Below are 12,295 nucleotides of genomic sequence, written 5' to 3'. Positions count from 1 at the left end.
GGCCGCGGCCTCGACGCCCGCGACACCGAGGGCCGTGCGGTGGGTGACCCCGACGAAGTATGCGACGACCGCGGCGGTGAAGACGACGGCGGGTGCGCGAGGAGCGGGCGGGCGGCAGACCTTGTCGGCCGACTGCCATTGACACGGGCCGTCGTCAGGTTCAATCTACTAGTTATCTAGTGGAATGGAGCGGACCGATGATCGAGTTCCACCTGGACGCCCGCTCGGGCGTCGCCCCGTACCTCCAGCTCATCCAGCAGGTCCGGCACGCCCTGCGCCTCGGCGTCCTGCGCGTCGGTGACCAGCTGCCGACCGTCAAGGAGGTCGTCGGGGCCCTTGCGATCAACCCGAACACCGTCTCCAAGGCGTACCGCGAGCTCGAGTACGAGGGGCTCGTCGCCGCGAAGCAGGGGGTGGGGACGTTCGTCGTCGCGACCCTCGGCGACGAGACCCGCGCCGCCCACGACGCGCTCCGCGAGGAGCTCACCGCCTGGCTCGAGCACGCCCGCGCCGCCGGCCTCGACGCCGAAGGCATCGAAGCCGTGTTCCGCAGCACGTTCCGCGCGATGGTCGGTGAACCCGCATGACCGCCGCCATCGAGACGGTCGGGCTCGGCAAGCGGTACGGCCGCGTGCAAGCCCTCGACGACTGCACCGTCACGGTCCCGACCGGCCGGGTCGTCGGCCTCGTCGGACCCAACGGCGCCGGCAAGTCGACGCTGCTGCAGATCCTCGCCGGGCTGCTCACCCCCACCACCGGCTCCGTCAGCGTCCTGGGCTCGCCCCCCGGCGGGCGGCCGGAACAGCTCGCCCGCGTCGGGTTCGTCGCCCAGGACACCCCGACGTACGCGACGCTCACCGTCTCGGACCACCTCAGGTTCGGGGCGCATCTCAACCCCGGTTGGGACCAGGCCCTCGCCGCCGACCGCATCAAGCGCCTCGGCCTCGACCCCGCCCAGCGCGCCGACCGGCTCTCCGGCGGCCAGCGCGCCCAGCTCGCCCTCACGGTCGCCATGGCCAAGCGCCCCGAGCTGCTGCTGCTCGACGAGCCCGTCGCCAGCCTCGACCCGCTCGCCCGCCGCGACTTCCTCGGCAGCGTCATGGAGTTCGTCGCCGACCACGACGCGACCGTCGTCCTGTCCTCGCACGTCGTCGCCGACCTCGAACGGATCTGCGACCACCTCGTGCTGCTCAGCGCCTCGCACGTGCAGGTCGCCGGGGACGTCGAGGACCTCCTCTCGTCGCACCACCGGCTCACCGGGCGTCGCCGCTCCTCGGTGCCCGCCGGCAGCGACGTCGTCTCGTCCGGTCACACCGACCGGCAGAGCACCCTCGTCGTCCGGTCCACCGCACCCGTCCTCGACCCCACCTGGATCGTCGACAGCCTCGACCTCGAGGACCTCGAGGACCTCGTCCTCGCCTACATGAGCCAGGACGTCGTCGACGCCCACGACCTGCCGATGGAGGCGACACGATGACCTGGGTGACGTGGCGGCAGTTCCGCACCTCCGCAGCGCTGGGGGTCGCGGTGGCCCTCGTCGTGGCGCTCGCGCTGGCTCTCGGGTGGCAGCAGGTGTCCTCGCTCTACACGTCGAGCGGACTGGCCTCGTGCTCGACCTCGTGCGCCGACGCCACCGCGGCCTTCCTCCGCTCCGCAAAAGCCGGCCTCCCTGGGCTCGCCTGGATGCTCGGCGTCGGCGCGATGTACCTCCTGCCCGGGCTGCTCGGCGCGTTCTGGGGTGCGCCGCTCGTCGGTCGCGAGCTCGAGGCCGGCACCTACCGGCTCGCCTGGACGCAGAGCATCACGCGGCGCCGGTGGCTCGCCGTGAAGCTGGCGCTCGTCGGTGCGTCCTCCGTGTCGCTCGCCGGGTTGCTGAGCCTGGTCGTGACCACTGCCGCTGCGCGGGTGGACACGGCGAACGCGAACCGGCTCACGCCCCTCGTCTTCGGGGCCCGCGGCGTGGTGCCCCTCGGGTACGCGGCTCTGGCCTTCGCCGTCGGCGTCGCCTCCGGGCTGCTCCTGCGGCGGACCGTCCCTGCGATCGCGGCAACCCTGGGCGTCATGGCGGTCGTGCAGGCCGTCGTCCCGCTGTTCGTGCGGGCCCACCTCATCCCGCCGCTCGTGCGGTCCACCGCCCTGGACACCGAGCACATCCAGGAGTTCTTCGTGAACCAGGACGGGGAGGTCACCATCGTCATGGACCCCCAGCTCAGTGGGGCGTGGATCCTCCACAACGAGGCGCAGACGGCCGCAGGTGCGGTGTTCACCGGCCCCGCCGACTCCACCGTGTGCGGGCCCGGGACGACCCCGGGCGGGTGCGTCGAATGGATCGGGACGCTCGACCTGCGCAGCGTCGTCACCTACCAGCCCGCCTCGCGGTTCTGGGACCTGCAGCTCCTCGAGACCGGGCTGCTGCTGGTGCTGGCCGGGCTGGTGCTGGGGTGGTGCTTCTGGAAGGTGCGGCGACTGGTCTGAGCTCGTGTGCCCGAGGGGGCCGTGGGTGCTGGGGTAGCCTTTCTGCCGGTCGGCAACGGCCGATCGCAGTGGGTCGCCCCAGCACCATCGTCGTGTCGGTGGTGGCCTCTTGCGCCTGTAGCTCAGGGGATAGAGCACCGCTCTCCTAAAGCGGGTGTCGGCAGTTCGAATCTGCCCAGGCGCACAGTGTGTTGTTGCAGGTCACAGGCTGGATGGCTGCATCGCGTGAGTCCGCCGCGGTGCCTGCAGAGGCCCTGTGGTCAGCATGTGGTCAGCAGTCCCGAGCGCCGAGCCTCACCGCAGTCAGCGCGGGGATGGCCCCTGGGTATCCCCGGTGGCGACTGTCACAGGCGACGCCACACCAGCGCGTCTGGGAGGCTTCCGCGAACGAAATCCTGGACGACTTGCCGGGCGGTATCGAGCGAGAGGGCGAAAGCGCCGTCGAAGGTCGCCAGCTCACCCATGATCGGCACGTCGACGGCTTGGGGCGAAGAAGCTCCCGCGCCCTGCAAGAGGGAGACGGAGTCGGCGTCCTCGAAAAGGTGGATCACGGCCTGAGTCCCCGCAATGCCCACCGTGAGCATCGGCCACATGGCCGCGGCGTCTTGAAGCTCGAAGTAGCCCATCCCGCGGTGCTGCAGCTCGTCCATGAGGTCTGACAACGCTTCCTCGGTGGTGCCATGCGCGACGCCGACAAATCGACCGTCGGGAGAGGTCGCTGCGACTGACAGGGGCATGACGAAGACGCTGGCGGCTCCGCGTCATTGGGGTGTTGTCCCCGGACCGGGGACATCGGCATCCGCTCCATCGCCACCCACGGTGCGTCGGAGAACAGGTGGCCGTAGAGATCCATCGTCATCGTCGCGGTGGCGTGGCCGAGGATCATTTGGACCGCCTTTACGTCGGCGCCGGCGGCGATGAGTAGCGAGGCCGCGGTGTGGCGGAGGTCGTGGATCGTCGTGCCGGCGAGGCCCACTGACTGCGTCGTCTCGGTCCAGCGGGAACGGACCCGGAAGTTCGTGTTGGTCCAGATCGCTCCCGTCGGGCTCGGGAACAGGTACGAACCCGACGGCGCATTCTCGATCCGTTCTCGCACGTAGGTCTCGAGCGTCGGCGGGACCGGCACGGTGCGGGTCTGGTGCGTCTTCGTCGGACCGAACACCGCGCCGCTCGTCTTCTTGGACTGCGGGGCAGCCCGGTGGATCCGCACGCCGAGGCCGTGCGGTGTCTGGACGACGTCGTCGACCCGGAGCGCGCACATCTCCGAGAAGCGGCAGCCGGCCAGGCCGAGGAAGAGCACGACCGGCCGGCAGTTCGGTGGCATGGCGTCGGCGAGCTTGCCGAGCTGCTCCGCGCGTAGCCAGTGCGGCTCGCGCTTGGTCGTGCCCTTAGGCAGCGGGATCGAGCGGGCGACGTTGACCGAGATCCGTCGGTCGCGCACGGCGTAGTCGAGGACCAGCCGGATGACGGACAGGACACGGCGCCGGGTGGCCGTCAACAGTCCGCGGGCCGTCATCGACGTCAGCACCCGCTCGACGTCAGTCGCGGAGATGACGGCGATGGGAAAGCGCCCGAGGACAGGGATGACGTAGGAGTCGAGCAGGAATCGCGTCGTCTCCTGGCTCCGGACCGCGAGGCGCTCGCGCGAGCCCTGCCACTCCTCGGCGAGCGACCCGAACGACACCCGACCGCGCGTCGGATCGATCCAGGTGCCGCTCTGGAGCTTGACCAGCTGGTCGGCCTCCCAGTACTTGGCGTCGGTTTTGCGCTGGAACGACTTCTCGGCGATGACCCGGTGCTCGAAGAAGACCTTCGCGCGCCAGGTCACCTTGCCCGAGGGGAGTGTTCGCCGGGTGACGGACATCAGCGTCGGCGCGGCTGCGCGGGCTCCCGATCGACCCACGAGGCCGGGATGAGGATGACGGTGCCGAGCCGGCGGCAGGGGATCTGCTCGGTCTCGGCCAGGTGGCTGAGCGTCCGGACGGGAACCCCGAGGACGGCTGCCGCGTCCTTGACGCGGTAGTACCGCCGACGGGCGGTGATGGCGGGTGCTGTCGTGTCGGGCTGCGTGGTTGTCGTCATGATCGATCTCCTTGCGTGCGTTGACGGACTTGCGGTCACCACCGCTCCAGCACAGGTCCACCGGGACTCGGGCTGGTTGGGGGCGTCAATGGGCTGCGCCTGATCGGTGGACGCAGCGGCGGGATGACGGGTTGTGGAGGGGTGATCGGCAACGGCGGCTCTGCGCTCTCCGGGTGATGGGCCGCCCAGGTCTCGGTGGCCGACGCTTCGGCGTGCGTCGTGGCGAGGATGCGGTCGAGCAGTTCTCTGGGGCCGTCGGGTTCGCTGCCCGGGAGGCAATCGGGGTCGGGTCGGTCGGTGGCGACGTAGAGGCGGTGAGGTCGCGGCCGCGGGTGACGGCGACGTAGAGGTCTTCGCGGCCCATGCCGGCGGTGATGACCGTGTGGGTCTCGTCGACGGTCATGCCTTGGCTGCGGGCGGTGGTGGTGGCGTAGCCGAGCTCGACGGACTCGGCGACGTACGCCGCGGGAAGGCGCAGCGTCCCGCTGGCTCGGTCGCCGGCGGCCCGGACGCGCAGGCCGCCGTCGGGCAGGACGGCGGTGATCTGCCAGAGAGGTCGCAGTTCCGGACGAACCCGTCGCTGGTGCGCAGCCGCCGGTTGTTGCGACGGGTCACTATGCGATCGCCGACGCCGCCGGTAAGTCCGTCGCTCAAGGTGATGCCGGTGGTGCGAACGGTGCCGGTGCGGACGTGTTCGGCGCGGCTGCGGGCGTTGAGTTCGTTAACCGTGCGCCGGTCCGCGGCCGCGAGCAGCACGACCCGGCCCTGCGCCTCGGCTTCGGCGGCCGCGGTGAGGGCGTCGTCGAGCATGTCGTCGTGGAGGCCGTGGCTGATTCGGCCGTGCCGGATGTAGGCGTCCAAGGCGGCAGGGTCGCTGTGACGCAGCTCGAGGGTGGCGTGGGCCTCCCACGGCTGGCTGAACCGCCACAGAGTGCGCAGCTTGGGACACGGCGGTGCAGGCATCGGCCGTGAATCCAGCTCCTCGCACTGGTGGAGCAAGTTGACGACCCGTTCACGGCGTCGGCGCCAGTAGCGCGGTCGCTCCCTGGAACCATCCATCACAGGCCGACTCTTCTTGCACGGCGTGGCTGTTGCGGCGCCTTCAACTGGGCGGTACGTCCGGCCCAGGCCTCTTGAGCTGCCTGCGCCGCTCGCCTCCCGCGGAGCCCAGATCGGCGGAAGCCACTCGCCGAATGGCCGACTACCAGGTCGAGTCAGCAACCTTGAAGAAGTGCGCCGCAGCGGCTGGCGGCATGTGCCAACGCAGGCGTTCACCGGTCTCGATTCGCACTTCCGGCTCTCCGGTGGACTTGCTACGCGAGCCTTCATCGAATACGCCAACTGCGACGTCCAATCCATCGAGCGGCGTCATTCCGGCTTTCATCTCCGCTTTCCGCTCCAAGGCGGGTGCAGCCTCCAAATCGACAACGAGAACGTGCTCGTCCGACTCGACGTCGAATAGAGCGAAAGCAGGGATGTCCGCATCTCCGATCTTGACCGTGTCACCCTGGTGATCCATCGCCAACTCGTACATTACCTCGCCAGAGTTCATCAGTATCACAAAAGGTCGCGCCATCGATACGATTGTCTCGAGCAGACGATCCGTAAGTTCGGCGAGCGTTGTCGAAGTTACCGCGCCGACTTCCCGACAAAGAGCAATAATGCTCGAGTCCTCGCCACGAACAATCGCGCCCGCTAGGCCGCGCGCTAAATCGTCCGGGTTAGCCCACGCGCGAGGAGAATCAATGAAGTAGAACTTCGGAACAAGCACATTGAGGTACAAGAATTTCGCCTCGTCGGCAGAAAAGTCAAACCGCCCATCTGCGGCAAGGAACCAGTCGGAGAGTCGGCGCGGACTTACGAGTGCGGTGGCGAAGCTCGACACAAATCGCTGAACCCGCTCTTCGTCCAGGCCCATCGCGGCCTCCTCGGCCTGTTGCCGGGTTTCCCAGGCAGCGAGAGCAGCGTTGAACCGGTCGACTGCGCCCACGACACCCGAGTCTCGTGCCACGTCGCTCGGCCAATGATCCGCAAGATTGGATGATTCACCGACCAGGCGTTGTAGCAGGCTGAAGTCATCATCACTATTGATCCTGGGAGCCGCCTCGTGCCTCATGGCGAGCAAGCCAAACCGTATCGCGAAACCGTGCAGAGACATTGTGGTCACTGCAAACGGCAGACTTTCGCGAAGTTCCCAAAAGCGCCAACTCCCCAGGTCCTCGCTGCGCTCATCCAAAAGAAGCAAGCCCTCGAAGATCGGCAAACCCTCAAGCCTCTCCAGGATGCTCGACAGTTTCGCTTTGTCGAGCTCGTTTTGCCTCTCTCTTGAGTACAAGATCCAGCCGCCCAAGGCGAGAAGTCCGGCAGCCACGTGCTTTCGCGACTCCTTGAACTCATCGTGACCAAACTGGAAGAGGCCTCCCATGTATGCCATCGCGCGCTCAGCATCGAGTTGAGCCCCAGCGTCTAGGGCCGACTTCGCCAGATCTACGAATACCCACACGCACGCGTTGGCCGACGACACCTTCGGTGAACTGGACAAGGAACGACTAGGGATATAGAACTCGCAAAGGTTCTGCAGCGACACAAGAAGGTGCTCCTTCGAGTACCGAACGTCATCAGTTCGCAGGAGCAGGACACCCTCCCAGACATGGGCGTATGTCCTGAGGGCAGCCCTCAATGCCTCGACATCGTCGCGTTCTACGGCTCGCATGCTCCGTGACATCGCTGAATCAATGGCTACCATCGCGGTACGCCTGTTTCCCGCGGCAGCGGCGTCGTCGATCTCCCAGGACTGTTGTTCCAGCCATCGCCAGCTCGGCCGAAGCGCAAACTCCTGTTGCGGTCGGTATGCGGCCACTTCCTCGAGCACATCATTGTAGTACCCAAAACCCCGCTGAACTCTGGCGATCCTGCGATCCGAAATTGCACCAACAATCGAGTCCTGGAGTTCCGAAAGTTCTAGTTCGAGCAGTTCCCGCGCGTCGATCTTGGTGGTCGAAACTACGATCGATTTCGATAGTTCGTTTGCAAGCGCGGGCCACGCATCACGCCCCCGCTCCGACGAGGGAAACAGGACGTGCATCAGGACGGTTCCAGAATAAACACGGTCGCCCGGTGCGATCCGCACAATGATTATTGTGCTTTCGGCGGAGGCGGTCTCGGGCGATGACTCGACCGCCGAGACGGCAAGGGCGGCCGAGTCGAGAGTGTTGGCTACTCGTTCGAGGGCGGCAATGCGGACACCGTCTACGATTCCGGTAGTCCCGGTGTGGCGGACGCTGCGGAAGATTCTCTGGCCCGCGTCCTGAGCAAAACTGGTTCTTAGGAATTCTTTGTCGTGCACGGCCTTAGCGAATGCTAGATCGCTTTCGGAGGGACTTCCGATTCTTTCCAAAGCGCGTGCAGTGCGGCGTTTCAGATCGTCGACTGTCAAGCCCTCGAGCATGTGGGGATGCGCAAAAAGCGTCGACAATCGGAAATAGGCGAGCCCGGCGACAAGAACCGAAGGTACAAAGACAAGGCAGAATGTGACTGCGATATTGACGTCGCTCCGGAGCCAGATGGCAACCGTTCCGATGATGAGGTCGGCAAGAATTCCCTGCGCGAGTAGGTTCGGATAGCGTATGTAGTCGATTACGGCGCGGCGCGCAGGACCAGCGGTCAATGGCGGCTCCGCGAGTACCTGAAAGGCGATTGATATGCCAGCGAAGCTGATCGATATGAAAGCGGCGTGAACTTGCCAAATGGTCAAGGCGGCTTCGTCAGCTCGGGGTGCCAGATCCCGGAGGAAGTCGAGTCGCGCGGGTGCACCCAGCAGCAGTGCAACTGAGGTGGCGGCCGCACCCACAATGATCCACTTCCGCCGCAGGAAGCCCTCGTACGCGTCCGAAGTGGCCGCGACGACGCGACTGGCAATCTGCTCCCGGCGTCGCGGTCTCATCGTCGGAGAGTATCGAAGCCGCCCCCACCGGCTAGCTACCTTGATCGTGCAGCTTCCGGCTCGGCCCGCCTGGGCTGGCAGAGCGGACGGGGGGCCGGTCGCAGGCGAGTGCGTCCTCATATTGGTGGGCTTCGTGCGCCCGTTGCCGAGGGTGGTGTGCACCCAGCCCTATGTCAGATTCAATGCGCCGGCTGACCGCCGCTGACGGAGCTCAGATGATGCTCCTTGGGCAGAGCGTGGTCAGCGTGTGGTCAGCAGGGGGGCCGTTGAGCTGGCGGTGGATGAACTACCAGCATGTATTTCCGCAGCTCAGGCCGCTCGTGGGTACTCCAGATCGAACTCCTAAAGCGGGTGTCGGCAGTTCGAATCTGCCCAGGCGCACAGTGTGTTGGTGCAGGTCAGTGCCGTCGCGCGGGTGCTGAGTCCGTTGCGCTTCGCGCGTCGGCCCGTGCGGGCGGTGTCGGGAGTCGTGGTGCTGTGGCACTGATATGACGGCCCGCTCGAAGGTGTTCGAGCGGCTGCTCAGGACTCGTTGGTACGACCACGTGCCAACGGCCGCGCGCGTCAGGGACCAGGCGTGCACCACGCGGGCAGCGGCGTACCGGGATGGAGCACTGCGATGTTGTCCGCGGAAGGCACCAGCCGACCGTCGGCGCGGTCGCCCATGATGACTTCGACACGAGCAGCGCCGCCGTGGATCGTGATGCGAGGGCACCACAGCGGAGCGCCTGTTCCTTCGGCCCACGGCTCGTAGTGCAGCTCGATGCCGGTGACTGTCGTACCGACCATCGATGTCCAGCTCGGAGATCGTCCGTCGACCTCCCAGATCGCCACGTCCGCGTCGCCACGAACGCCGCTCCCCAGCATGGGGACCGGCTGTAGTCCGATGCCCTCCTGGTGGCCCGGAGGGTCCCAGGTGAGCGAGAACACGGCGCCTGAGTCGGTGGCGATCTCGAACCCGTAGTCCGTCGTGTCGAACCCGTCGCAGAGCCATGTGGGGTCGGTCCACTCCGACGCGTCGACGACAGTGCGAGGGCCGGCGTCGATCAGTTCGGGAGGCATCTCCGAGCGGCGGTAGTCGAGCGAGAAGTAGCGAACCGACCGGATCCGTTCGCCGACCAGTTCGTCCGCCTCGCGTCGGCGTGCGTCTGCCTCGGCGTCCGAGGCGGCCCAGGACCACACCCGAGCGCGTCCTGCCCCGAGCTCCATCGGGCCAGTGTGGCGGCTATTGTGCCGGCCCGTGTCGGCTTGGGCGTTGCGGCGAGTCCTCGCCATCGATGGATGGCCGGGCGACTGGCTCGGGGCCGTGGCGCCGTGCAGATCACACTCCGCTCTGGCGTTTCGCGTAGGTCACCGCACTGTGGGTCGTGCAGGATCGGACTGGCGAGCGTCCGTCTCGCTCCCGGATCGCGCAGTTCCGGGACTCCGACGCGTCGCCACAGGGTCATCCTGGGGTGGCCGCAGTTAGTGTGTCGTCCTGGATGGGCCTGCACCGAAGGCGAGCGAGCTGCGGCCCACGACACGGACGGATGGATGACGCCCGTCACCATCGCAGGCCGACGGCCGCCCGGTCCCGGGCAGGTGTCCGCTGTGCGACAGGCCTCGTCGTGATCGCGACGCAGGTGGTGAGAAGGAGGAGATGTGGCACGACCAGGCCAACGCGGGTCCGGTCGCGCGCGCACCAGTCCCGGCACCGGCACCCAGCGCCGCCCCGCCCAGCGTCCCGCCGAGCAGGGGATCATCCCGGTGCTCGCCGAGGTCGCGCGCGAGGTCGACCGCATCGTGCAGCGGCCGCCGACCCGTCCCGCGCTGCGCACGAAGTTCCAGGTCGTGGCGCTGCTGGTCCGCGAGGAGCGGGCCCGGGTGATGGCCGACGGCAGCCTCACCTCGTCGAAGCGGACCGAGCAGCTCAAGCGACTCGACGGGGTGGCGACGCTGCTGGCCAAGATCGCTGCCCGCGACACGTCCCTGCTCCAGCTGCTCGCCGAGGACGCCCGGGTCTCGGACGCGGCGCGCGACTACAAGGCGTCCCTGATGCGCGCCGGTGGTCTCGAGCCGCCGGAGGAGCCTGAACCCGAGCCGGAGGTGCAGGTCGTGCCGGTCGTGACGGCCGCGCCGCGGGTGGTGCCGCAGTCGGTGCGTGCGCGCCAGCTGGCGAACCCGTTCCTGGCCCCGGACTTCGAGGCGGCAGCCGAGCGGGCTGCGGCGAAGGCCCGTCGGCTGGCGGGCTGGGAGCTGCTCGACCCGCTGTTCCAGTCCTTCGAGCGCGCCGCCACCGGCCAGCCGGCGTGCATGACGCTCCCCGAGCCCCGGCACGTGCCGCTCCCGCTCGGCCGGGAGCTGATGCCGCACCAGGCGCAGGTCGTCACGGCGACGGCCCGCGGTCACCGCACCTTCCTGCTCGCCGACGAGCCCGGGCTCGGCAAGACCGCCCAGGCGCTGCTCGCCGCGCAGGCCGCCGACGCGTACCCGCTGCTCGTCGTGGTCCCCAACGTGGTGAAGACGAACTGGGCGCACGAGGTCGGGATGTGGACGCCGCTGCGCCGGTCCACGGTCGTGCACGGCGACGGCGCTCAGGTCGACGCGTTCGCGGACGTCGTGATCGTGAACTACGAGCTCCTCGATCGGCACGTCGGCTGGCTCGGCGACCTCGGGTTCCGGGGGATGGTCGTCGACGAGGCGCACTTCATCAAGAACAAGTCCTCGCAGCGATCCCAGCACGTCCTCGCGCTGTCGGAGCGGATCCGCGAGCGCACCGCCCGGCCCCTGATGATGGCGCTCACCGGGACCCCGCTCATCAACGACATCGAGGACTTCCGGGCGATCTGGCAGTTCCTCGGCTGGATCGACGACACCAAACCGCTCGGCAAGCTGGTCACCGCGCTGGAGGACACGGGGCTCACCCCGGCCGACCCGGGGTTCTACGCGGCCGCGCGGACCAGCGTGATCGACATGGGCATCGTGCGCCGTCGGAAGGTGGACGTCGCCGCCGACATCCCCGCCCGCCGGGTCGCGGACCTGCCCGTCGAGCTCGACGGCGCGGTCGGCCGCTCGATCCGCGCCGCCGAGGCGGCCCTCGCGGAACGGCTCGTCGAGCGCTACCGGTCCGCCGTGACGGCGTTGGGCATGACGCCCGACGGCATCGACCTCGACCTCGCGCGTCGCGTCGCCGCCGGCGAGCTCAAGGACTCCAGCGACAAGGCCGGCGGCGAGAACGTCTTCACGATGGTCCGCCGGATCGGCCAGGCGAAGGCCGGGCTGGCCGCCGACTACGCCGCGCAGCTCGCCCGCAACGTCGGCAAGGTCGTCTTCTTCGCCCGGCACGTCGACGTGATGGACCAGGCCGAGCAGAGCTTCGCCGACCGCGGCATCAAGTACGCCTCGATCCGCGGTGAGCAGACGACGAGGACGCGCAACAAGAACGTCGCCGCGTTCGTCGACGACCCCGAGGTGCAGATCGTCGTGTGCTCGCTCATGGCCGCCGGCGTCGGGCTGAACCTGCAGGTCGCCTCCAACCTGGTGCTCGCGGAGCTGTCGTGGACCGACGCCGAGCAGACCCAGGCCATCGACCGGATCCACCGCATCGGCCAGGACCAGCCGGTCACGGCCTGGCGGATCATCGCCGCGCAGACCATCGACGCCAAGATCGCCGAGCTCATCGACAGCAAGTCCGCGCTCGCCGCCCGGGCGTTGGACGGGGCGGAGGTCGAGGAGGGTGCGTCGTCCACGGATGTCCAGCTCGAAGCCCTGGTCGGGCTGCTGGTCGACGCGCTCGCCGCGGAGGGCGTGGGCTGA

10 protein-coding genes and 1 tRNA gene are annotated in these 12,295 nt (G+C 68.1%); 5 read left to right on the top strand and 6 right to left on the bottom strand.

Translation table 11 applies throughout. The annotated features are described in order from the left end of the window. Positions 1 to 197 precede the first annotated feature (197 nt). From Cch01nite_RS02510 to Cch01nite_RS02495, 4 genes are all read left to right on the top strand, one after another. Positions 198 to 587: a GntR family transcriptional regulator gene (locus Cch01nite_RS02510; protein ID WP_203748051.1), complete on the top strand. Its 390-nt coding sequence runs from the start codon at positions 198 to 200 to the stop codon at positions 585 to 587. Next, the gene (locus Cch01nite_RS02505; protein WP_203748049.1) at positions 584 to 1,477 is read left to right on the top strand and encodes an ABC transporter ATP-binding protein; all 894 of its coding nucleotides are present in this window, start codon (positions 584 to 586) and stop codon (positions 1,475 to 1,477) included. Before Cch01nite_RS02510 ends, Cch01nite_RS02505 begins: the two co-directional genes overlap by 4 nt. After that, positions 1,474 to 2,475 carry an ABC-2 membrane transporter-related protein gene (locus tag Cch01nite_RS02500; RefSeq protein ID WP_203748047.1) on the top strand — a complete coding sequence of 334 codons (1,002 nt, stop codon included), beginning with the start codon at positions 1,474 to 1,476 and terminating at the stop codon, positions 2,473 to 2,475. Before Cch01nite_RS02505 ends, Cch01nite_RS02500 begins: the two co-directional genes overlap by 4 nt. A 111-nt stretch (positions 2,476 to 2,586) precedes the next feature. Beyond that, positions 2,587 to 2,659 (top strand) — tRNA-Arg (locus Cch01nite_RS02495). A gap of 160 nt (positions 2,660 to 2,819) precedes the next feature. Here Cch01nite_RS02495 and Cch01nite_RS02490 read toward each other — a convergent pair. The 6 genes from Cch01nite_RS02490 to Cch01nite_RS02465 form a co-directional block, all read right to left on the bottom strand. After that, positions 2,820 to 3,026, bottom strand: coding sequence for a hypothetical protein (locus Cch01nite_RS02490; RefSeq protein ID WP_239069757.1), 207 nt, complete (start codon positions 3,024 to 3,026; stop codon positions 2,820 to 2,822). Then, positions 3,023 to 4,303: a tyrosine-type recombinase/integrase gene (locus tag Cch01nite_RS02485; protein ID WP_239069755.1), complete on the bottom strand. Its 1,281-nt coding sequence runs from the start codon at positions 4,301 to 4,303 to the stop codon at positions 3,023 to 3,025. The genes Cch01nite_RS02490 and Cch01nite_RS02485 overlap by 4 nt, the downstream gene beginning before the upstream one ends. Positions 4,304 to 4,338: 35 nt before the next feature. After that, the gene (locus Cch01nite_RS02480; protein WP_203748041.1) at positions 4,339 to 4,557 is read right to left on the bottom strand and encodes a helix-turn-helix domain-containing protein; all 219 of its coding nucleotides are present in this window, start codon (positions 4,555 to 4,557) and stop codon (positions 4,339 to 4,341) included. Between the two features lie 399 nt (positions 4,558 to 4,956). Then, positions 4,957 to 5,418, bottom strand: a complete 462-nt coding sequence (locus tag Cch01nite_RS02475) for a hypothetical protein (RefSeq protein ID WP_203748038.1) — start codon at positions 5,416 to 5,418, stop codon at positions 4,957 to 4,959. A 340-nt stretch (positions 5,419 to 5,758) separates the two neighbouring features. Continuing rightward, positions 5,759 to 8,500: a hypothetical protein gene (locus Cch01nite_RS02470; protein WP_203748036.1), complete on the bottom strand. Its 2,742-nt coding sequence runs from the start codon at positions 8,498 to 8,500 to the stop codon at positions 5,759 to 5,761. A 564-nt stretch (positions 8,501 to 9,064) separates the two neighbouring features. Beyond that, positions 9,065 to 9,709: a hypothetical protein gene (locus tag Cch01nite_RS02465; protein ID WP_203748034.1), complete on the bottom strand. Its 645-nt coding sequence runs from the start codon at positions 9,707 to 9,709 to the stop codon at positions 9,065 to 9,067. Between the two features lie 432 nt (positions 9,710 to 10,141). Here Cch01nite_RS02465 and Cch01nite_RS02460 point away from each other — a divergent pair, with 432 nt between their 5' ends. Then, positions 10,142 to 12,295 carry a DEAD/DEAH box helicase gene (locus Cch01nite_RS02460; RefSeq protein WP_203748032.1) on the top strand — a complete coding sequence of 718 codons (2,154 nt, stop codon included), beginning with the start codon at positions 10,142 to 10,144 and terminating at the stop codon, positions 12,293 to 12,295.

It is taken from the genome of Cellulomonas chitinilytica (assembly GCF_016862675.1).
Classification (GTDB): domain Bacteria; phylum Actinomycetota; class Actinomycetes; order Actinomycetales; family Cellulomonadaceae; genus Cellulomonas; species Cellulomonas chitinilytica.
The sequence above is the reverse complement of the archived record's forward strand: the minus strand, read 5'-3'. Positions and strand labels throughout refer to the sequence as shown.

Coding starts and splice junctions, on each gene's coding strand:
- Cch01nite_RS02480 (WP_203748041.1), bottom strand. CDS start 4,557: ATGACGACAACCACGCAGCCCGACACGACAGCACCCGCCATCACCGCC.
- Cch01nite_RS02505 (WP_203748049.1), top strand. CDS start 584: ATGACCGCCGCCATCGAGACGGTCGGGCTCGGCAAGCGGTACGGCCGC.
- Cch01nite_RS02470 (WP_203748036.1), bottom strand. CDS start 8,500: ATGAGACCGCGACGCCGGGAGCAGATTGCCAGTCGCGTCGTCGCGGCC.
- Cch01nite_RS02465 (WP_203748034.1), bottom strand. CDS start 9,709: ATGGAGCTCGGGGCAGGACGCGCTCGGGTGTGGTCCTGGGCCGCCTCG.
- Cch01nite_RS02510 (WP_203748051.1), top strand. CDS start 198: ATGATCGAGTTCCACCTGGACGCCCGCTCGGGCGTCGCCCCGTACCTC.
- Cch01nite_RS02500 (WP_203748047.1), top strand. CDS start 1,474: ATGACCTGGGTGACGTGGCGGCAGTTCCGCACCTCCGCAGCGCTGGGG.